Consider the following 20,319-nt stretch of genomic DNA (forward strand, 5'->3'; position numbering starts at 1 on the left):
CCCAGCGCGGTGTTCTCTCTGCCCCCGCATTGTCAATCCTCAGTCATCCGACTGCCGCCGGGCGGCAGGAACTCCTGTATCTGGTCCGGGCTGGCGACCTTGCGGACGAACGTCTCGTCGGCGAACCGCTCCTTGAACTCGCGGTAGAGGCGCTTGGCGATATCGTTCTGGGCGTACTGGCCCGGTTCAACGGTGATGCTCGTCGCGGCCTGTCCCTCGATAGCCGCCGGCGGGCCACCGATGACCCGCGTCTCGTCGTCGCAGGTGATACCGACGGCGACGCCGGCCGGCGTGCCCTCGAAGTACGTCCGGTCGCCGCGGACGGCGAAGCCGCCCTTCTCCAGATACTCGCCGCTTTCCGGCGTTTTCGACACCTGGTCGGGGTCGACCATGTACACGTCGCCGGCGAACTTCCCGTCTTTCCAGACCGAGGAGTACGAGACCGCGAACTGGGCGGCCTGGTCCAGTGACGACTGCGGGAACTCAACCTCCTTGGATGGCTCGCTGGGGCCGGTGGCCTTGAGCACCGTGACCGGGCCGCCATGAGCCTGCGCGTGGAAGAACTTGTCACCGCCCTCCAGATACTTCTGGACGAGTTCTTCGTTGTCGTCGGCGTCACGACCGCCGATGACGAGGAAGCCGTCCGAGGTGTGGAACCAGCGGAACTGCTCGTACCAGCGCTCGGTCGACCGGGTCGGAATGGACTGCATCGAGAGCCAGTCCGTCGGTTCGTCCTCGGCCTCGTCGTTATCGGCTTCGTCCTCGCCGTCGTCGGCCTCCCACTCCTCGCGCCGCTCTTTGACCGCTTCGAGGTCCTCGCGGGTGTTCTCGATGGCAGCGAGCGCGCCCTCCTTCTTCTCCTCGATGCGTTTGGCCTCCTTGTACAGTTCGTCGGCGTTCTTCTCGACGCCGGTGAAGGCGTCCACTGTGACCCGCGTCCCGTCGATGTCGAGGGTCACCGTCCCCTCGCTCCCATCAAGCGAGACAACTGCTTCGGCGGCCGCGATGCCGCGGTCGGCCCCCTCGTCAAACTTCGCCTCGATGTCGTCCCAGGACACGTCGTCCTGGCGGGCGGCCTGCACCGTCGAGAGCACGTCGTCAACGAGGTCGTAGTTGGCGTACAGCAGCTCGGCCTTCTCCCGTTCGACCTCGGCGTCGGCTTCGAAGTCCTCGATAGCCTGCTCCTGTTGCTGGATGATGCGCTGCTGTTTCTCTATCTCGGCCTCGAAGTCCGGGCGCTGTGTCTCGCCGCCCTCGACTTCCTCCTCCCGCTGGAAATTGAAGAAGTAGTCGTCCAGCGCGGGGTTGAACTCCGTGAAAGATTCGCTGTAGAGTTCTTCGTACTCCGCCAGCGGAATCGGCGTCACGTCGATGCGCCGGCGGTCTGGGTCATCGCCGGATTCCCCGTTGCCTGCACCGTCACCGTCGTCGAGCGTTTCGTAGTACACCCGCGGGTCGACATCTCCCTCACGCAGGCGCGTCCCCATCTCGTCGATGAGTTCGTACAGCCGCTCGAAATCGGACTCATCGAGGTCGTCGACGGCGACGTTGTAGTCGATGCCGGCGCGGGTACACAGTTCCTCGCCGTAGAGGCCGCCGAAGTTCAGTTGCGTCGCCAGCGTCCGCACGAGGTCAGCGTCGGATTCCTTGATGCGAGCGACGAACCCGTCGTAATCGACAGTCATCGGGTTGAACCGCGCCGACGGGAATTCGTAGGGCGTCCCGGGTGCGACGGTTCGGGATTTGAGCCTGACCGTTTCAAGACAGTCGATGACCTCGCCGTATTCGTCCAGCACGGCGACGTTCCCGTCGCCGAACAGCTCCGCGACGATAGTCGTCGACGCGTCCTCGCGGTCGAACTCCAGTTCGATGATGCGGTCGAACTCGAACTGTTCGACGCGGACGAGGTCAGCGCCCGACAGCCGGTTCCGGAGCATCATCGCGAAATCCGGCGGCCGACCCGGCGCGTCGGGGACGTGGCTCTGGTCGGCAACGTGGGCGCGCTTGACATCACCGACTTCGATGAGGAACTCGACGCGGCCGCGGTCGAAGTCCCGGAGCTTCAGTCTGACGAGGTCGTCCTCGGGGTAGAGGTACGCCTTGTCGAGCTTCGCGCCCTCGTAGCCGGCGAGTTCGCCCTCAAGAGCGGCGAGGTCGACGCTCGTCAGTTCCCGCTTGTGGTCCATGTCGGTGGCTGTCGGCGGGCACCCAAAGGCGTTCCGTTACCCGCTGTCGGCGATTGCCTCGCCCGTCTCCAGTCCGTTCCGTAACGCCGCGTGGAGTCGCCCCTCGCCGGCCACCCAGTCGCCAGCGAAGTGCAGGTCGTGCTCGGCCGCACACGACAGCAGATCGTGGTCGACTTCGCCCTCGGGCTGGGAGTACCGCCAGTGCTGGTGGTCGGTCCAGTCGGGGTCGGCCAGCCGGTCGTCGTCCAGCAATCGGGCCGTCCGCGACGCGATGTCGTCGATGAGCGTGTCGGGGTGTTCGTCGTAGTTCGCAATCGACCACGGTTCGTTCATCTGGACCAGCAGCAGGGACTCGCCGTCGGGGACGTGGCCGTCCTTGCACTCTTCGCGGCCGACCCAGCCAATATCGTGCTCTTTGTCGCTGTTGACCGCGGCGTACCACGGCACGTCGAGTTCGAAGGGATAGTGCAACACGCCGGAGATGACCGTTCGATAGGGCACCGAAGCGATCTCTTGCCGAAGGTCCCGACAGTCGTCGTGGTCCCACCGCGACTGTCCCAGCAAGTCAGCCGTCTGGGGAGCCGGCGGTGTTAGCAACGCGGCGTCGAAGTGTCCAAGGTCCGCCCCCTCATCGTCCTCAAGCCGCCAGCCGTCGCGCTGTCGCTCCAGACGCTCAACCCGCACGCCGTTCTCTACGTCGGCGTCAGCCTCATTGAACAGCCGCTTTGCGACCTGTGTAATGCCTGCCTCGTACGTCCATTTGTGTTCGTCAGCATCCCGACCGGTGCCGATGTCGCCGGTCCTGTCGAACGCGTACACCGGTTCCTCGATATCGACGAGTCCCTCAGTCGGGAGGGTCTCTGTGACCAGTTCCGTCACGCGGCCGTCGTCGGCCTTGAGATAGTTCGCCCCGTACTCGTACGTACAGTCGCCGTGCCGCCGGGTCGCAGCGCGCCCGCAGACGCCGCGGCTCTTCTCGAACACTGTTACGTCGACGTCCGCGTCGCGGAGCGCGTACGCTGCTGCCGCACCGGCACCACCGGCACCAACGACTGCGAGATTACGAGCCATACTTGCCCGTCGGACGGTACGAGTAAAAATCCACCACACAACCAGTTCGGACCGCCAGCCAGCGGTCCGATTCAGCGGCTCTGCTTGCGTCGAAGGCCCCAACACGCCCAGCCGATGACAGTGAGTATCGTGACACCGACGCCCACCTGTGGGAGCGAGAAGCCGGACCCTGTGCTGCAGTCGTTGCCCAGCCAGCACCGTCAGTGACCGAAACAGATGGGTTTTCGACTGTGAGCGAGCCCGGAAAGTCTGCCGCCTGTATGCGCTCTACACCCGACGATAGACGCGAGCAAGACCGGCGACCAGCGCCAGCACGAGTGCGGCTAGCTGGACGGTGAATCCCGGGCCGGACGCTGCGGCCGTTTCCGCGGCTGGCTCTGCGCCACCACCGCTTTCACCAGTCTCGTCAGTCGCGGACCCGCCTGTGCTCTGGGCGGTATCCGAGCCAACACGCAGGTCACCGGCACTGACGCCGTTGACCGCGACTGCGCCGTCGACAGCCTCGAACTCTATTGTCACAGTCGTTTGTTCGCCGGCGTTAAGCCGGACGGTCCGGGAAGCAACCGGGTCGCCGTCAACAGTGACCGTCAGCGTCTGTTCGGCGGTTTCGTCGGTCGGGTTCTCGACTGTCGCTCGCGCCGACGTGTTGAAACCGGCCCGAACCCAGTCAGCCATCAGCGACGCATCAGCAACGGTGAGTTCTGCGGGCGTCGACGTCGACATATTCGTATCCGAAGAGTCGGCTGTCATCGGAGTGGACGCATTAGCGGCCGGGGAAACGACAGCGATGGTTGATAGATTGGACGCCGTCGCCCGAATGGACTTGTTCGTCGCGTTAACAGTACTGGGTAGCTGCCTCCAGGACCCGTTGTGGTACTGGAACACTCTGACGGCGTCCATCGACCCATTGGCCGGAAGCGCCGATTCGTTGAGCCGCAGGGTGTACGTCGCCCGGCTGATGGCAGACGCATTTGCGCCGGAAGTGACGGTCACGTATCCGCGCACACCGTCTTCCTGAACCGCGGCCATGTCGTTCGGCGTAGCGTGTGGGCCGAGCAGTGTCGCGTTGAACCCATCACTTTCGTTGGTTACGTTGAGCGAGAGTGCAGAGAGGGTAAAGGCCGGCGCGGTCTCGGACGGCCCGGAGCGGTTCAGCGACTGGGAGACCGTCGAGTTCGCAGCGTCGGCGGTCACCTGAACAGTGACGCCGTTATCGATTTGCGACAGCGAGATAGCAGGAGCCTCTGCACCGCCGCCGTTGTCGGTCTCGTCGGACTCGTCATTGAAATTGAATCCGCCGCCACCACCGCCTCCGCCGCCACCGCCGCCTCCACCACCGTCGTCACTATTGCTTTCAGCTTCCACAGCGAGCGTTTCGGTGGTGGCGCTACCAATAGCGAGCGACCGGTTGCTCTCATTTTCAAAGGAGATACTGAAAGAGACAGTTGCCGTCTCACCGCCGGCAATCGGACCGATGGTTTTGGACTTAAGCGTCTGATTGCTCTCTGTGAGCGCCGCGGTGTAGTTTCCACTCTCTGTACCGACATTTGCGACAGTCGCTGTCACATCTACTGACTCGCCGGTCTCGACGGACTGATTGCTCAGTTTTACGTCGCGAACCTCGAACGTCGCGGGTTGGGTCACTGAAATGTTTCCGCCGGAGTCACTGTTGACCGCCACGTCGTACTCACCGCCACTCTCGAAGACGTAGACGAACGTGACGTTGGTCTGCTGACCGCCCGAAAGCGAGACGTTCGTCGTGTCCACGATGTCGTCGTTGGCCTGCAGTCGAACCGGGGAGGTCCCCGTCTCGTCACCGTTGTTAACGACCGTGGCAGTCACCTCAACGGGCTCGCCTGTTCGAGCGCTCGTCCGGTTCAGTGCGACAGCAGCCGTGTCGAACGCCGCCGGCTCCTTGACCGTGACCGTGCCAGCCCGCTCACCATTGATATCGACTACGTAGTTCCCACTGCTGTTGAAGACGTGTTCGTGCGTGATTTCTCTCGCCTCACCGCTATCCAAGGTCACTTCTCGGCTCTCCACAACGGAACTCGCCACTGAGAAGTTCCCCGTGACGTTCCCCGCCTGTCCACCGGTGTTCGTTACGGTCGCGCTAAGTTCGACAGCGCCTCCCTGAGTCACAGACTCACTACTGACCACCGCGTTGCTGATCTCGAACGTCGCCGGGTCAGTCACTGTCACACGGGCTCCGAACTGGTTGTCGACGGCGATAGCTCGTGTCCCCGCATCGCTGAACGACTGGACGAACGTGACGGTCGTTTCCTCGCCGCCGTCGAGTGTCACCGACTGCGTATCTATCGTGGTACCGTCCTCCTGTAACCGCACCTCGGTCGTTCCGGTCTGGTCACCCTCGTTCCGAACAGTCGCGGCGACTGCTATCGGCGCTCCGGTGACGACATCCGTTCGGTTCAGGTCGACAGTGGTGGTTTCGAACGTCGCCGACTCGGACACACGGACCGTCCCGACCCGCTCGCCGTCGAGGTCGATAGCGTACGTTCCCACGGCGGTGAACGGTTCGGTAAACGAGACGGTCGTCGATTCGCCGGGGCCTAATCGCAGTTCCGTAGCGTCCGCCCGCTCGTCAGCGACCGTAAGCGGGACCTCGTAGGTGCCTGCCTGGTCGCCGGTGTTCGTGACTGTTGCGGTCACCGCAACGCTCTTGCCCTCGCTCACACTCGTCATGTTCAGGGCCCTATCAGAGACCTCGAACGTCGCTGGCTGCTCGACTGTGACTGCCTGAGTCTCGCCGCGAATCTCAAAAGTAAACTCACCAGCCTCATTGAAAGTATGCACGTACGTCGCCGTGCCCCTCTCGTCTGGTTCAAGAGCGATCTCGACAGTGCTAACCCTGTCCTCACCAAGGAAAATACGGACAGGCTTGCTTCCCGAAACGACACCTGTATTCTCCGCAGTGATGTTGAGTGCAGCAGCTCCGCCCTCAGTTATCGTCGTTGTATTTACAGAGGTGTCTGTGACAGTAATATTTGAACGGCCGACGATTAGTGTGCCAGCAGGTTCCCCATTGACGGTGACTTCGTGTTCACCGTCATTGACATAGCCACCATCATTAGTCTCCAGTCTGTAGCTTGCGTTCACTCTTTTTTTATTGCCAGGCTTGACAGTCACCTCTGATGAGCTGATAATCCCCACTTTTTGCCCACCGACTTCGATATCTACTGGAACCGTGCCTGTTGATCCGCCCGTGTTTTCGAATACTATGGACAGCCTAGGCGTCGGCGTTATCATCTGTCCCGAGTCAATTCGTGTATCGATTAATTCAGCCTCCTGCAGTTCAATGACCGGTGGCGGGGCCACTTCGACTTCTCCTACTTGTTTGTCCGCGATACCGACAGTGTAAGTTCCGACGTTGTTGAATGAACGAATATATGACACTTGTGTTTTTTCACCGCCGGAGAGTGTCACATTTTCCCTCACCTCGGTCTTGCCGTCAATGACGAACGGAACCGCGTAGCTCCCTTGCCGGTCGCCTGTGTTTTCCACCGTCGCTGTAATATTGACACTGTCGCCCTCGTTAATAGCCGACTGGCTTAGTTCCCGATCGGAGACTTCCAAGTTGGCCGGATCGCCGACGGCAATAGTCCGGGTTTGGTTGCTGGTGCCGAAGCTGTACTCACCCGGATTATCAAACGTGTATGCGTATTTTTCCGTCCCTGATTCGCCCGGTTCGAGGTTGAAAGACACTGCGTCGACGGACTTCCCGTCTACGTAGGTGAAGATATCCCGCTGTCCGGAAACGGCTCCGGTATTCTCCGCGGTGACGGCCAGTTCGACGGCACCGCCCTCGCTGACTGTCGTCGTATTCCATGCGTGAGATGTGACGGTAATATTCGGTTCGTCGACGACCAGCGTACCAGCGGACTCACCGTTGACAGTCACCTCGTGTTCCCCGTTTTCGATATAGCCGCCGTCACTGGTCTCCAGCACGTACGTCGTGGTCACGTTTCTCGACTTATCCGGCGCAACCGTCGCTTCGTCGGGGCCGATGACCGTCACTTCCCGCCCGCCGATATCGACGGTAATCGTTTCTTTCCCTTCCATGTCGCCTGTGTTCTCGAACGTGACCCACAGGTCGAGTTCCGGCGTGTTCTTCTGGCCCGTATTAGCTTGTGTGTCTATCAGTCCGACATCCTGTATCTTGACGTCCGGTCCTTCAGATGTCCCTGTCTCGTGATTAGACGCAGCCGCAACGCCCGGCCCAAACATCGGGGCCGTCAACACCGCAACCACAGCCAGTAGCGTCATCGCTGATAGCCACAGGCCCGTAATCTTACCCATGGGTTGGCCGATGACAGTATGGTAATTAGTTAGCGGGAACGAATCGCCAAGTAAGGTCCTATTATCGCGCCCGCCGTCCGCTACTGCCAGTTCTAGTCTAATAAGGGATGCAGCCAGACATTACAGGTAATGGGCTAGTCACACCACTCCGGCAATACGGCTGTCACGTCGGTATACATATAGTACCTCAAATGACGTCTGTCCTTTCAATCGTCGCCCAGCACCCGTGGCGCGGTGGCGGCACCGCACGCTGAGCGGACACACAACATCGCAGTTCTGTAGCTATGGGCCACTCACAAGCCGTACGGTTACACGGTAGCGATGGGAAAGTCAGGTCGGAACGCTATCAGAGGCGCTTGCTCACGTACGGGCCGTCCTGCTTGTACCCCAGTTTCTCCCGGTAGTACTGCCGGACACCGATGCCGGAAATGACGGCCAGTTTCGGGAAGCCGGCGTCCCGGGCCAGTGCCTCCGCTTTCTCCAGCAGTTTCTTTCCGTAGCCTTTGTGCTGGTGGTCCTCATCGTCACCTTCCTGCCCGACGCCGACGGCGTTGCCGTAGACGTGGAGTTCGCGCACAATCGCGGCGTCCTGTAGCTCCCGGCGGACCGGGTCGTTGGGGAACCGAAGCCGACAGAAGCCGACGAGTACGTCGTTGTCGAAGTCCTCGAAAGAGATGAAGTGTTCCGTGCCGCCACAGGCCTCGTAGGTCATCACGTTGAGTTCGATATTCTCGGCGGCGTCGTCGCTATGTCCGGCCTCCCGGCAGCGGATGCAGTCACACGTCCAGTCGTGTTCTTCCATCCGCTTCCAAGCGAGTTGCCGGAGGTTCGACTTCCAGACCCCGCCTTCGATGAAGTCAGCCGGGATGTCCCGCTGGACGCGCTGAAGTCGGGTGTAGCGGGGAATCATATCCTTGATTTCGGCGACTAACTCGGCGGCCTCGTCGTTGTCCAGCGGGTCGAACTCGTCTTTGCGCCACCAATCGTAGGTGACGGTCCCCTCGACGATTAGCGTCGGGTATATTTTGAGGTAGTCCGGCCGCCAGTCGGTCTGCTCGAAGATACGTCGGAAGTCCTCCAGACACATCTCCTTGGACATCCCGGGCTGGCCCGGCATCATGTGGAAGCCGACCTTGAACCCCGAATCGCGCAGGCGGCGGTTGGCGTCGATAGAGGCCTGGACGCCGTGGCCGCGGTGCATCTCGCGGTTGATACGCTCGAAGGTCGTCTGGACGCCGACTTCGACTTTCGTCGCGCCGAGGTCGAGCATCCGGTCGATCTGCTCGGGGTCACACCAGTCGGGCTTCGTCTCGAACGTCGTGGCGACGTTGCGGACATCGGCGGTCTCGTTCTCAGCGATAACGTCCTCCAGATAGCGGAACTCGTAGTCGTCTTCGGCGAAGCTCACGTCCTCTGCGGGCGTCGGCTCTCCGTCCACATCGAAGTCATTCATCGCTTCGAGGGCTCGCTTGACGAACCACTCCTGATAGTCGTGGCTCCGGGCAGTCATCGTCCCGCCCATCACGATGAGTTCGGCCTTATCCACGGGATGGCCGATCTCCCGAAGTTGGTTGAGCCGGAGGGTGACCTGCCCGTACGGGTCGTAGTCGTTCTGTTCGCCGCGTGCGGCCGCGGGTTCGTGACCGGTGTAGGACTGGGCGGAGGAGAACTCCGAGTCGGGGCCGCCGGGACAGTACAGGCACTTCCCATGGGGGCACCGCTCTGGCGAGGTCATGATAGCGATGGGGGACACACCCGAGGCGGTCCGAACCGGCTTGCGCTGGAGAACCTCCTCCAGCACCTCGCGGTGCTCCTGTGGCGCGTAATCGAGCAGTTCGGAGTTTTTCGGCACTTTCGGCGCGGAGTACTCGCGGCAGACATCGATCTTGGCTGATTCGACGTCGTCGCGCTCGACCTCACCTGCGAGAATCCGGTCGACCAGCTCCGCACACACCTGCTGGAAGGTCTCTGTCTCGTCTGGGTCCGGCGTCTCCGTGCTCATCGGCGTTGTGCGAAATCGGCGTCTCGGCCGAATAAGCGTGTCGCTCGGGTATCGTCAGCGACGGGGATAGCCGTGGGGTTCATTATCTTGTCACCCCATATCGAAGTATGAGCGGTGAAACGGACGACACCAAGAGCCTCGACCGGCCGACCTTCCGCGGCTGCGTGTTCTGTTACAGCGCTGAGTGGGCATACTACGGTGTGAAGAAGGCAGCCAGATCCGTCTCAGGAAGTGGTACGTAGCGGGTCCAGAGTAGCGGCCGGCAGCGAGTGAGCAGTTGAAACAGCTTCCAGATCATCAGCTCTTGACCGCAGAGAGCTATCCATGTTATTTCAGTTGATACTGCTGGACCGAGTACTCTACGGGTGAGCGTGGCGTATGAGTGCACGGACACGGTGATAGTGGGCTGAAACCACTATCGGAGATCTGTGGGTTGCGAGTAACCTGAACCCTCCTCCGGTCTGTGAGGGTAAACGGCAGACAGCCCCGGTCTCAGGCGCAGCAACAAGCCGTTTTAGTATATATGCACCATGCCGATTCGGCAATTCAGGGAATGATAATCTGCGCGAAAAGGTTAATTTGCGGTATCCATACCATGTGTGCATATGGCACAGCCAACGGGAGACATTGGGCAGCAAACAGATCGCAATCCAGGCCCAGTCGAGCGGCTAGAAAGCTTCGTATCCTATATCCCGGACGGGTCGACAATCCCGGACAAGCAGTGGCGCAACCGACACCGGAGTGTGGTGCTCGTGACATTGCTGCATATCCCGTTTCTGTTCGGGCTTGGCATCTACACCGGGTCTACTCCGATAGCTGAAGCGCAAATCCCTGCTACCGCGCTGCCACGGGTACTGTTACTCTGTGGGGTTGTGTTCGCCCTGTCAGCTGGGAGCCTCATCGCTCGCTTCAGGCGGCGTGTCAGGACAATCCTCTCAGTCACGGCGGTGTTTGTGTCGTCACTGGCCCTCGTTCAATTATCCGGCGGCTATATCGAAGCCCATTTTCATTTCTTTGTCGGGATGGCAATGGTTGCTGTGTACGAAGACTGGGTCCCGTTCTTGTGGGGACTGGCATACGTGGTTCTCACCCACGGCTACTTCGGAACAATTGACCCAAGCCGCGTCTACAATCATACGGCTGCGATTAACAACCCGTGGGTGTGGGGGCTCATCCACGGTGGGTTCGTCCTGATGCTGTGTGTCGGCCTCGTGAACAACTGGGTGTCAACCGAGCGATCACGCGAGAAGTCACAGGAGCGTTTCGAACAAGCCGAACAACGCGCCTCGGAGATTGACGACCTTCAGGCCAAACAAGAGGAGATAGAGCGGAAACGCGCAGAGGCAAAGGAGGCCCGCGAGAAGGCGGAGGCAAAAATGCAGGCCGCCGAGCAGCAAAACACGGAACTCCAGGAGACAGCCAGCAGATTCAGCGAGGCGATGGCGGCTGCCGCTGACGGTGACCTGACGGTTCGCGTCGACCCCGACGTGGCCGACAACGAAGCGATGGCACAGATCGCAGAGTCGTTCAACAAGATGATGACGGAGACGGAGTCGGCGATGGAGGAGATACAGACGTTTTCGGAAGAGGTTGCAACGACGAGCGACCAGGTCACGGCCGGTGCGAACGAGGCGACCGGAGCCAGCGAGGACATGAGCGAGTCGATTCAGGGCATCGCCAGCGGGGCGGACGAACAACGGGAGATGCTCGAAACCGTCTCCGGCGAGATGACCGATCTGTCGGCGACCGTCGAAGAAGTCGCCGCGTCCGCCGAAACCGTCGCGGAGCGGTCCCGCGAGACGGCTGAGATTGCAGACGCGGGCCAGGAGACGGCACAGGAAGCGATAGCGGGCTCCCGTGAGGTCCAGACGGCAATCGACTCGACCGTTGAAAACGTGGAGCGATTGGACGAGAAGATGGCCGAGATCGGTGACATCGTCGAACTCATCGGCGACATCGCCGAACAGACGAACATGCTGGCCCTGAACGCCAACATCGAGGCAGCCCGGGCCGGGAACGGATCTGGCGGCGACGGGTTCGCCGTCGTTGCGGACGAGGTCAAACAGCTAGCTGAGGAGACGCAAACCTCGGCAAGCGAAATCGAACAGCTCATCGCGGAGACCCAGGCGCAGACCGAAACCACGGTCACGGAGGCACGGGGAGCCAAGGAGGACATGCAAGAGAGTACCGAAGCCGTGGAAGCTGTCGTCGACACGTTCACGCAAGTGGCTGAAAACGCCGAGGCGACCGACAACGGTATTCAGGAGATCAGCGACACGACCGATGACCAGGCCGCCACGACCGAGGAAACGGTGGCGATGGTCGAGGAAGCCGTGGACATCAGTGAGGCGACCGCTGCGGAAACCGAAACCGCCTCCGCGACCGCGCAGGAACAGGCCGCGTCCATGTCACAGGTCAGTGCCAGCATCGAATCACTCGCCGACCAATCGGAGCGGCTCCAGACGATGCTGTCGGAGTTCGAGGTCGGCAGCCGGTAGCTCACTCGTCCCAGTATTCCTTTTCACCGGTTATATCGAGATACGTCGACAGCGTCCGGTCTGCTTTCTCGCCGCCCGGGGGCGACCCGGCGTACAGCCCGACCATCTCCCGGTCGGGGTAGACAGTGATATCCGGTTCTTCCATCGTCGAAACCATTAGCAGTCGGAGTTCAGACTCACCGGCTTCGATTTCATGCGCGCTCTCTTCGCCAGCCGGGAGCGCCACGTAATCGCCCGGTTCCAGCGCGTGCTCGTCGGCCTCGGGGCCGAGCCGGAGCGTTCCCGTTCCGCCACGGACGAATATTGCTTCCTCGTTGCCCTCGTGGTAGTGGCGCACCCAGAGCCGCTTGCCCGGCGGGACGGCGTAGAGGCTCGCACCGAGTTTTTCGCCTCCGGCGGCGTCACCGATCTGCTTGCGCTTGAACGTCCGGTCGCCGTGTTCGTGGTCGGTCCAGTCGAGGTCGGCTTCGTTGACGGGGCCGTCGCTCATGCCCGGTCAGACTGCCGGCAGGGATAAAAAGTCTGTTGCGTTACAGTTCGTCGGCCAGCACGTCGAGCGTGGCGTCGAGGACGGCCGGGCGCTCGCCAGCCAGATAGCGGATGGTCCCCTCGCGGACGCTCCGTGTCGCGACGCCGCCTTCGGGAACTCGCTCGCTGACCTCGTTGACTAGCTCGTGCAGGTCCAGATCACCGTTGGCACGGACGTACATCGTGTCCGTCGAGATGCCGAGCACGGCGTCACTCTCGTCGCGGACATCCCGGTGGAGTTCGTCGAGCAGGAGCGACTCCGGCGGGAACTCGTACTGGTGGGTAAAGGCGTCCGTGTCGAGCACGGCGATGTCAACGCCGTCAACAGTCCGGTGGTCAAGGTTGGCTCGAGCGGTGGACACCTCTTCGTCAACCTTCTCGCGGAACTGCTCGGCGATGTGGCCGGCCAGGCCGCCCACGTCTTCCTCGTCGTCGCCGAACACGAGGTCGGTGATGAGTTCGCGCTTGTCCTCGTAGGACTGGTAGTGGGCTTCGAGGGCGACAGCTTCGCGGAGTTCCGACACCGCAGTCTCGTCGTAGCCGGCCTCGCTGGCGGCGTCGACGTACGGCTCGGGGATATCCTCCCAGAAGCTCACGGCCGGGAGGTGTTGCAGGTCGTCGCGAACGTCCTCGTTGACGTGTGCGGCGACGTTGGCCGCGAGCGCCGTCGAGGTGGTCTCGGAAACGGCGTCAGCCGAGGGCGAGACGACGGCGTCGACGGTGTCGACGACTGCGCCGTCAACGTCGATGTCGTCGATGACGACGCTCGGCGCGCCGTAGACGTTCAGCAGGTCGAAGCCGTCGAGGCTCTCGCGCGTGCCGCCGGCGGCGACGAAGACGAACAGCGGGAGCTTCTCCTCGTGGCGCTCTCGGTTGTCGAGCATCGTCGTCGTGTCTTTCGTTGCGTCGTCCATGTCGTAGACGCCGCCCTCGATAGGTCGCCGGTCGAAGTAGTGGTACTTCGCGTCGGCGCGGCGGTGCTGCTCGGTGACGAGCGGGAGCGCCGCCCGTTCGAGCGCGCTGCCGGCGAGGTAGCCGTCCGCGGTGTTAGCGTGGCGGACGATGACCGGTCGGTCGGTCAGCACTGCTTTCCGGATCTGGGTCGCCGCCTCGACCAGTTCATCGGAGAGGGCCGCGACCGCCGTGTCTTCGGCGAGCGGGTCGGCCGTGTCGGGTCGGGCCTCATCATCGAGCGCGTCGGCGAGTCGCTGTTCGACTTCTTCGCGCTCTTCTGCTTCGAGCACGTCGAGGTCCTCGGTCTCGACCTGCAGTTCGCCACGTCGCTCACGGACGTCGCCCGACAGTCGAATGTAGTCGTCTTCTTCGACTTCGGGGTAAGCGCGGACACCCGCTTCGACGAAGGCCGCGCAATCGACAGTGCCGGTCTCGTCCTGCAGTTCGAACACTGTCGGCCCGGAGGTCTGTCGGATGCCGACGACTTCGCCTTCCAGCCGAACGTCCGCACCGACGTGGTCGTCAAGGTCGCCGATAGCCGCGGCGACCGGTTCATCGGTCGTCGTCTCGTCTGACTGGCTTGCCTCGTTCTCTGCGTCGGCTTCCTCGTCAGACTCGGTCATGACGGCGGTGTTCGACCCACTGTCGTTGCCGCCAACGGACGCAGTGCCCTCGACGCGGTCATCGTCGCTGGCTCGGCTGACAGCACCGGCGCTTGTGGCACTCTCGGAGTCAGGCTGGCTTGCGCCGGAGTCGTCGTCCGCACTCGACTCGTCGTCACTCTGGCTTGTTGACTCGTCGGCTGTCGATTCAGGCGCTGCTTCCTCGTCCACCTCGTCGTCTTCGTCGTCTTCGTTCTCAAGCAGGACGGAATGGCCGATTTCCGGGTCGTCTACGAGGACGCCGCGGAACTCGCGTTCGGACTGGCGGATCGACCAGCCGAGGTCGACGTTGCCGTTGTCCCGTACGTTCTTGACCTGGACGTAGACGGTGTCGCCCGAGTCCCAGTCGAGGGAATCGAGCCGCTGGTCCAGTTCGCTCCGGTGGAGCAGCCCCGTTACGCTGTCGCCGATGTCGACGAACACGCCGAACTCGGCGAAGCCGTCAACACTGCCGCGGTAGTAGCGGTCGACCGATAGCTGGTCGGCACGCGAGCCACGGAACTCGAACAGGGCGTCCTCCTCGTGGAGGTCACAGATGCGTCCTTCGACAGATTTGCCGCAGATGATACACGAACCCATTACACGGTGCAAGCATGTCGGGCCTAAAACGGTTGTCGAATTCCGGACGAGCCAAACGGGATCTCTATTCGAACATCTCGCTTTCCTCTTCAAGTAGCTCTAGCCCTGAAGCGACGGCTTTCGCCTGTTCCGGGAACAGGGCGACCTCGATTTCGCTTCCCTGTTCGTCTTCGAAGGCAATTTTCACGCGCTTGTCGCCGTATTCGCGAACGTCGACGCCGTCCACGTCGTACATCTTGATCGTCGCTTCCTTGTTCGAGGGGCCGACGCTCTTGAACGCTCCATCCTTGAGTTCCAGCATGAACTGGTCGATATCAATACTGAGCATCGTGCGGAAACGCACGCCGCCGGACCCTAAAACCCGTAGTTAGCGGCCAGCACCGAGAGGGCCTGGAAGCCACGGAAGCCGTAGCCGAAAATAATCGCGGCGGGGATGGCCCCGACGATTGCAGCCACCGGGAGCCTGACGTTGTGGACGACAGCGGTCCCGATCAGGTACAGCCCTGCGCCCCAGGCGGTGACGAGCACCCGGACCTCTGCGCTCGGCAGACCCGCCAGCAGACAGGGGGCCATCGCGTAGCACATCACCTGCACGGTCTCACTGACGCCGCCGCGGTCCGACGCGACGGGGAGCAACAGCAGCGTCTGCAACGCCGCCGTCAGATGTACCGTTGCCGGCGTGACGAACACGAGGATAGCAAACAGCGCCAGTACCGCAACGCCGGGCGAGAACCCGCCGATAGCGGGGTAATCGAACGGCCCTGTCGAAAGTAGCCCCCGCTCGGCCAGATTGACGACGGCATAGCGGCTCACCTCCTCGAAGAGGACAACCGTCGCCGCAAACACCAGCCCCGGAGCCTGGTCGCCCGGCGCGACGCCGGTGCGGAAAAAGCGCCGCGGACGCCGTAGTATCTCGACCCACGCGCGAACCAGCGCGGTTGGCCCCCGGTCCCGGCCACCGGTCGGATTCTCGACCCACTGAGTCACGACCGTCAATAAGACGTGGGTCGGTTTGACCGTTTCCTTCTCTCGGTCAGCGGCCGCTCACAGCTCAGACACCCACGGCGGTCTTCGCGGCTAATCGTCCGCTCCCTCGAACCGGCCGCTCACGGCGCCGACACGCACAGCGGTCTTCGCGGTTAATCGTCCGCTCCGACGTTCTCCGCACTCTCGAAACACGCCGGGTCCGGCTCGATGTTCGCGTACTGGACCGCTTCCTCGCCGAGGGTCACCACGCGTTCCTCGATGTCGGCGTCAACTATCTGGCCATCGGCGATATGGTTGCGCGCGTTCGGAACTGCAGCCTGATGTGGGATGACCCAGCAGTTCAGCGCCCGACAGACCGAGCGCAGGTGTTCGAGTGCGGTGATGGGAAAGCCCCCGCCAGCGACCGCCAGTAACCCCACGGTCTTGTGTTCGAACTCGTCGAACCCGCAGTAGTCGAGTGCGTTCTTCAACACGCCGGAATAGGACCCGTGATACACCGGCGTCCCCAGCAAAACTGAATCAGCCGCGTGGATGCTGTCAGCGAACGCGACGGCGTCACCGGCCTCGCGGTGGTCGGCGTCGAACACCGGCAGGTCGAACTCCTGGAGGTCGAGCAGTTCCGTCGTCGCTCCCGTCTCTTCGGCGGCAGCGAGTGCGCGCTCGATGCCGACTCTGGTGTAACTCTGCTCCCTGAGACTGCCGACGACGCCGACGACGCGTGGTTCGGACATGGCAGACCTATGCAGTGGGGCCGATATATTGGTGGGGGACTAGGTGCGTCGCTAGTCTCGGTTCTGCTGCCGGATTACCACGATTACGAAGGTCGCTCTGGCCGACGTTCAGTTGTCGTGGTACACGTAGAGGAGGTTCGGATACGGGATGTACGCGACCCGTTCGAGCCCGCCACCGCCGACCTCCTTCTTCAGGTGGACACCGTTCGACCCTTCGACCACGTCGTGAATATTCTTGATTTCGGTACCGTCACTCAGCTCAGCAGTCATATGCGACATCGTATACCATACTCACTCTGGTCGTAAAGCATCCCGGGCTGTTCGTGATCGACCGGCAGCAGTAGCTGAGAGTGTTCCGGATTACGTATGGTTTGCTGGCGTGAGCGGCTAAAAAAGGCGTCCGTGGTTCAGGAGCCGAGCTGGACCTTCTCGGACGAGGCCTCCTCACGGGAGCGGTGGCCGAGGTCGGCTTTCAGTGCCTCGATGGCTTCCTCCGGGTCGGTCTCCGAATTGAAGACCCGGTCGAAGCCGAGCGCTTTGAACGTCTCCCGCGTCTCCTCGAAGGAGTCCTGCCCGACGGCGAGGTTGCCGCCGATGTACGTCGTCACGTCGAGTCCTGCCTCGTTAATTTGTTGCTGGAATCCCTGGCAGTCCTGCTCGGCGTGGCCGTACAGCGACGAAACGAGTATCGCTTCGGCGTCGTGTTCATCCGCGGCGTCGATGAACTCCGACTGGGACGACTGGACACCGAGGTTGACTACGTTGAACCCTGCCGCTTCGAACGCTCGTTCCAGAATGGTAATCCCAACGACGTGCGCGTCGGAGCCGATGACACCGAGGATGACTGTCCTCATACAAGAGCATCAATGGGTGTCACCTACATAAACCTAATGATAAACCATTATAGATAGTGAGAGAGATTCACACACCAAGGAGAGGATATTAGCCATGATAGCCCAAACGAATCGATAGACACAGCATCTATGGTACGCGACACGATTCAGCATCCGGCCGAGCCGCCGGGACTGCGCCGTCTATCGCGTCAGTCTACCCGGTGTAAAGCCGGCTCGGAACAATCACTCTGTCCGGCGTCGAGGCACAGATGACGGCTATCCGCCGAGCCTTCGACGCCGACGCCGACGGCATCCGCCGGGTCGCACGGGCAGCGTGGCACGACGCCTACGACTCGCTGGACTCCGAGGTCATCGACGAGACGATATCCGACTGGTACGCCGACCCACTGGGTAGCGCGCTCCACGGCTGGGCCGGCGGCGTCCCCGCCAACGACCTCGACGATATCGAGGCGACACTGCTGGTCGCCGAACAAGACGGCGAAATTATCGGCTTCACTCAGGGTATCACTATGCATACGATGGGAACGATGCTGCGGCTGTACGTCCATCCGGAGCACCACGGTGAGGGTGTCGGGACGGCACTGTACGACCGGCTCGAAGACATCTTTCTGGAGCACGGCGTCGAGCAGTTCCGGGCGCTCGACCTGGCCTCGAACGACCGGAGCCGAGAGTTCTTCGAGAATCTCGGCTTCGAGCGGACTAATGTTCGCACACTGACTATCGGTGGCGATCCCTACGACGAGGCTGTGTATTCCCGCGAACTATCGCCCGGAGAAGGCGATGAGTAAGCCCAACAGGGCAGTTTCCCGAGGGCATCGAGGGCGGATGCTGGCTCACCAGTGACGGCACTGTGGACCCGCCTCAAATACCGCTGACCGTCTCAATAAGCCCGACCGATTCGAGGGCCATCCAGCAGACGAACACCACGTACAGCCCAAGCAGGGTGTACGCTTCGCGGTCGGTGAGTTCGAGATCGGTCCGGATAAACACGATGAACACCAGCGTTGCAGCCCCGAGAAAGCCCATCGTCGGGATCGCCACGAGGAAATCGATGGTCGCCCGGCCCGCGAGAAGAACACCGACTGGAATCGCCACTAGCAGATTGAACGTATTGCTTCCCAGGACGTTCGTCAGGCTCGTGACGCTGTCGTCGTCTTTCGCCGCGCGAACGCTGACGAAGGCATCGGGAAGGCTCGTGCCGGCGGCGATAACTGTCAGCCCCCAGAGAAACGTCGGCGTATCGAAGATGACACCGAGAGAGAGCGCACCCTGAACCATCCCCTTGACGCCGACCGTGATGACGACGAGTCCGACCCCCAGCATTCCCCACTCCCGTCCCGGACGGACGCTGTGGGTTTCGTCTGCGACGTGCTCACTGGCGTCCTGCTGGTGCAAGAAGACGTAGATACCGTAGGCCATGAGCGGAACGGCGACGAGCGTCGGGGTCAGGATAGCCGCCCGGTTGGTGCCGCCCGGGACGTACGTCGCCCCGAGCGCGAACACGATAAAGAGGATGAGGACGCTGATGATGTAGAACTGGGCGTCTTTGTGGACGATGTCACGCGTGGACCGAAGCTCCTCGCTCGAAAGCGCTGCGAGGGCCGGAATCACGAGCAGATTGAATATCGCGCTCCCGACGATAGCACCGACGCCTAGCGAGAATTCATCGTGGATGACGGTGCTGATGACGACTGAACTAATCTCAGGAAAGCTTGACCCGACGGCGACGACGATTGCGCCGTGGACCGCCACTGGTAATCCGTAGTACTTGCTCAGCCGTTCCGCGGCCCGCTCGAAGTAGGCACTCCCCTTCCAGATGACAGCGGTTGCGACGATGATAAGAGCGACCGAACCCGGCAAGCCAGCCATTGTGGACGTATTGACCGCATGGGTTCAAGTGTGTATGCCACTCGCGGTCAGCGCTGGAGACGCGCGACCGTCTCGCCATCGCCGACCTCGACATCGACCAAGCCGTCGTCCGCAAGGTCGTCCAGCAGGCCGCGGAGCCACTCCCGGCCGTACTCCCCCTCAGGTGCGTAGTCGACGCGCACACGCGGACCGAGTTTGTCCAGTCGTAGGTCGTCATACTCCTTGAGCGCCGAGATGACGCGGCCACGCATCTGTCGACGGCTCCCCTCGAACTCGGGTTGGGTCGGGACATCCGGTGCGGTGAAATCGCCCGTCTCGTATGCCGAACACCACTCGCGCCAGGGGCACTGTGCGCCGTCACAATCCGGCGTTTTCTCGCAGGCGACACCACCCAATTCCATGATAGCGTTGTTCCAGACCCGCGACTGCCCTGCTGGCATGAGCGTGCCCGCAGCCGTTTCAAACGCCGAATCGTCGTCCGGCACGTCGAAAGCGCGATACAGGACACGCTTGACGTTCGTATCGACGACGGCATTCCCGTTGTTGAACGCGAAGGAGGCGACGGCGTTGGCGGTGTAGGGACCGACCCCCATCAGGTCGCTGAGGCCGTCCGGGTCGCGGGGCCACTCGCCGTCGTAGTCATCGACCACTTGATTGGCTGCTTCGTGGAGATACTTCGCCCGGTTGTTGTATCCCAGCGAGTGACTGGTCCAGAAGCCCACCACGTCCGACCGGTCGGCCTCGGCCAGTGCCGCTGCGGTCGGCCAGCGGTCCAGAAAATCCTCCCAGGCGTCGACGACCCTGTCCAGTTGGGTCTGTTGGCTCATCACCTCGGAAACGAGAATCTCGTACGGGTCTGTCGTCTCTCGCCACGGGTACGAGCGGTGGTCCGCCTCGTACCACTCCACGAGCGCGTTCTGGACAGCCGACGGGTCCGCGGGCACGCCTTCCGGGCGGTCCGTCGCTGTCGACTGGTCGGTCATACCCTCGCTTAGCCCTGTCCTGATTTGTGCGTGGCGGTCGTTGTCGCGCGTCCCATCGGCTGTCCGTCTGGAAAAATGCCGCCCCAGAATCGAAAACA

Annotated in this window: 16 protein-coding genes; 3 read left to right on the top strand and 13 right to left on the bottom strand. The window is 62.0% G+C overall.

The features are described 5' to 3' along the window. Positions 1 to 32: 32 nt before the first annotated feature. The 4 genes from rqcH to BDK61_RS09730 all read right to left on the bottom strand — a co-directional run bounded on the left by rqcH (position 33) and on the right by BDK61_RS09730 (position 9,576). A complete protein-coding gene (gene rqcH / locus BDK61_RS09715; protein WP_011223348.1) occupies positions 33 to 2,186 on the bottom strand; it encodes a ribosome rescue protein RqcH in 2,154 nt (717 codons plus the stop codon). A gap of 36 nt (positions 2,187 to 2,222) precedes the next feature. Further along, positions 2,223 to 3,257, bottom strand: coding sequence for an NAD(P)/FAD-dependent oxidoreductase (locus BDK61_RS09720; protein WP_121303120.1), 1,035 nt, complete (start codon positions 3,255 to 3,257; stop codon positions 2,223 to 2,225). Positions 3,258 to 3,524: 267 nt separating this feature from the next. Beyond that, positions 3,525 to 7,574 carry a CARDB domain-containing protein gene (locus BDK61_RS09725; RefSeq protein WP_121303121.1) on the bottom strand — a complete coding sequence of 1,350 codons (4,050 nt, stop codon included), beginning with the start codon at positions 7,572 to 7,574 and terminating at the stop codon, positions 3,525 to 3,527. Positions 7,575 to 7,920: 346 nt separating this feature from the next. Further along, positions 7,921 to 9,576, bottom strand: a complete 1,656-nt coding sequence (locus BDK61_RS09730) for a tRNA uridine(34) 5-carboxymethylaminomethyl modification radical SAM/GNAT enzyme Elp3 (protein ID WP_121303122.1) — start codon at positions 9,574 to 9,576, stop codon at positions 7,921 to 7,923. Between the two features lie 107 nt (positions 9,577 to 9,683). On the opposite strand from BDK61_RS09730, the gene BDK61_RS24175 reads away from it, so the two are divergent. Next, a complete protein-coding gene (locus tag BDK61_RS24175; RefSeq protein WP_279629712.1) occupies positions 9,684 to 9,818 on the top strand; it encodes a hypothetical protein in 135 nt (44 codons plus the stop codon). A 363-nt stretch (positions 9,819 to 10,181) separates the two neighbouring features. Then, positions 10,182 to 12,074: a methyl-accepting chemotaxis protein gene (locus BDK61_RS09735; protein WP_121303123.1), complete on the top strand. Its 1,893-nt coding sequence runs from the start codon at positions 10,182 to 10,184 to the stop codon at positions 12,072 to 12,074. A 1-nt stretch (position 12,075) separates the two neighbouring features. On the opposite strand, the gene BDK61_RS09740 is transcribed toward BDK61_RS09735, so the two are convergent. The 7 genes from BDK61_RS09740 to glmS form a co-directional block, all read right to left on the bottom strand. Continuing rightward, positions 12,076 to 12,564, bottom strand: coding sequence for a cupin domain-containing protein (locus tag BDK61_RS09740; RefSeq protein ID WP_121303124.1), 489 nt, complete (start codon positions 12,562 to 12,564; stop codon positions 12,076 to 12,078). A gap of 40 nt (positions 12,565 to 12,604) precedes the next feature. Next, the gene (locus BDK61_RS09745; RefSeq protein WP_121303125.1) at positions 12,605 to 14,797 is read right to left on the bottom strand and encodes a DHH family phosphoesterase; all 2,193 of its coding nucleotides are present in this window, start codon (positions 14,795 to 14,797) and stop codon (positions 12,605 to 12,607) included. 64 nt (positions 14,798 to 14,861) lie between these two features. Beyond that, on the bottom strand, positions 14,862 to 15,125 hold the full coding sequence (locus tag BDK61_RS09750; RefSeq protein ID WP_004961193.1) for a hypothetical protein: 264 nt from the start codon (positions 15,123 to 15,125) through the stop codon (positions 14,862 to 14,864). A gap of 26 nt (positions 15,126 to 15,151) precedes the next feature. After that, positions 15,152 to 15,784 carry a YIP1 family protein gene (locus tag BDK61_RS09755; protein WP_007190316.1) on the bottom strand — a complete coding sequence of 211 codons (633 nt, stop codon included), beginning with the start codon at positions 15,782 to 15,784 and terminating at the stop codon, positions 15,152 to 15,154. 152 nt (positions 15,785 to 15,936) lie between these two features. Continuing rightward, the gene (locus BDK61_RS09760; RefSeq protein WP_004961190.1) at positions 15,937 to 16,515 is read right to left on the bottom strand and encodes an NADPH-dependent FMN reductase; all 579 of its coding nucleotides are present in this window, start codon (positions 16,513 to 16,515) and stop codon (positions 15,937 to 15,939) included. 108 nt (positions 16,516 to 16,623) lie between these two features. Next, positions 16,624 to 16,785: a hypothetical protein gene (locus tag BDK61_RS23365; RefSeq protein ID WP_004961188.1), complete on the bottom strand. Its 162-nt coding sequence runs from the start codon at positions 16,783 to 16,785 to the stop codon at positions 16,624 to 16,626. A gap of 137 nt (positions 16,786 to 16,922) precedes the next feature. Next, positions 16,923 to 17,369: a methylaspartate mutase subunit S gene (gene glmS / locus BDK61_RS09765; RefSeq protein WP_004961186.1), complete on the bottom strand. Its 447-nt coding sequence runs from the start codon at positions 17,367 to 17,369 to the stop codon at positions 16,923 to 16,925. A 248-nt stretch (positions 17,370 to 17,617) separates the two neighbouring features. Between glmS and BDK61_RS09770 the strand changes: the two genes are divergently transcribed. Next, entirely contained in the window at positions 17,618 to 18,157 is a 540-nt protein-coding gene (locus BDK61_RS09770; RefSeq protein WP_004961183.1) for a GNAT family N-acetyltransferase, read from the top strand. Between the two features lie 73 nt (positions 18,158 to 18,230). On the opposite strand, the gene BDK61_RS09775 is transcribed toward BDK61_RS09770, so the two are convergent. Both BDK61_RS09775 and BDK61_RS09780 read right to left on the bottom strand, forming a co-directional pair. After that, positions 18,231 to 19,238: a sodium:calcium antiporter gene (locus BDK61_RS09775; RefSeq protein ID WP_121303126.1), complete on the bottom strand. Its 1,008-nt coding sequence runs from the start codon at positions 19,236 to 19,238 to the stop codon at positions 18,231 to 18,233. A 47-nt stretch (positions 19,239 to 19,285) separates the two neighbouring features. Further along, the gene (locus tag BDK61_RS09780; RefSeq protein WP_121303127.1) at positions 19,286 to 20,221 is read right to left on the bottom strand and encodes an HhH-GPD family protein; all 936 of its coding nucleotides are present in this window, start codon (positions 20,219 to 20,221) and stop codon (positions 19,286 to 19,288) included. Positions 20,222 to 20,319: the final 98 nt, after the last annotated feature.

Source organism: Haloarcula quadrata (genome assembly GCF_003634715.1).
Lineage (GTDB): Archaea > Halobacteriota > Halobacteria > Halobacteriales > Haloarculaceae > Haloarcula > Haloarcula marismortui.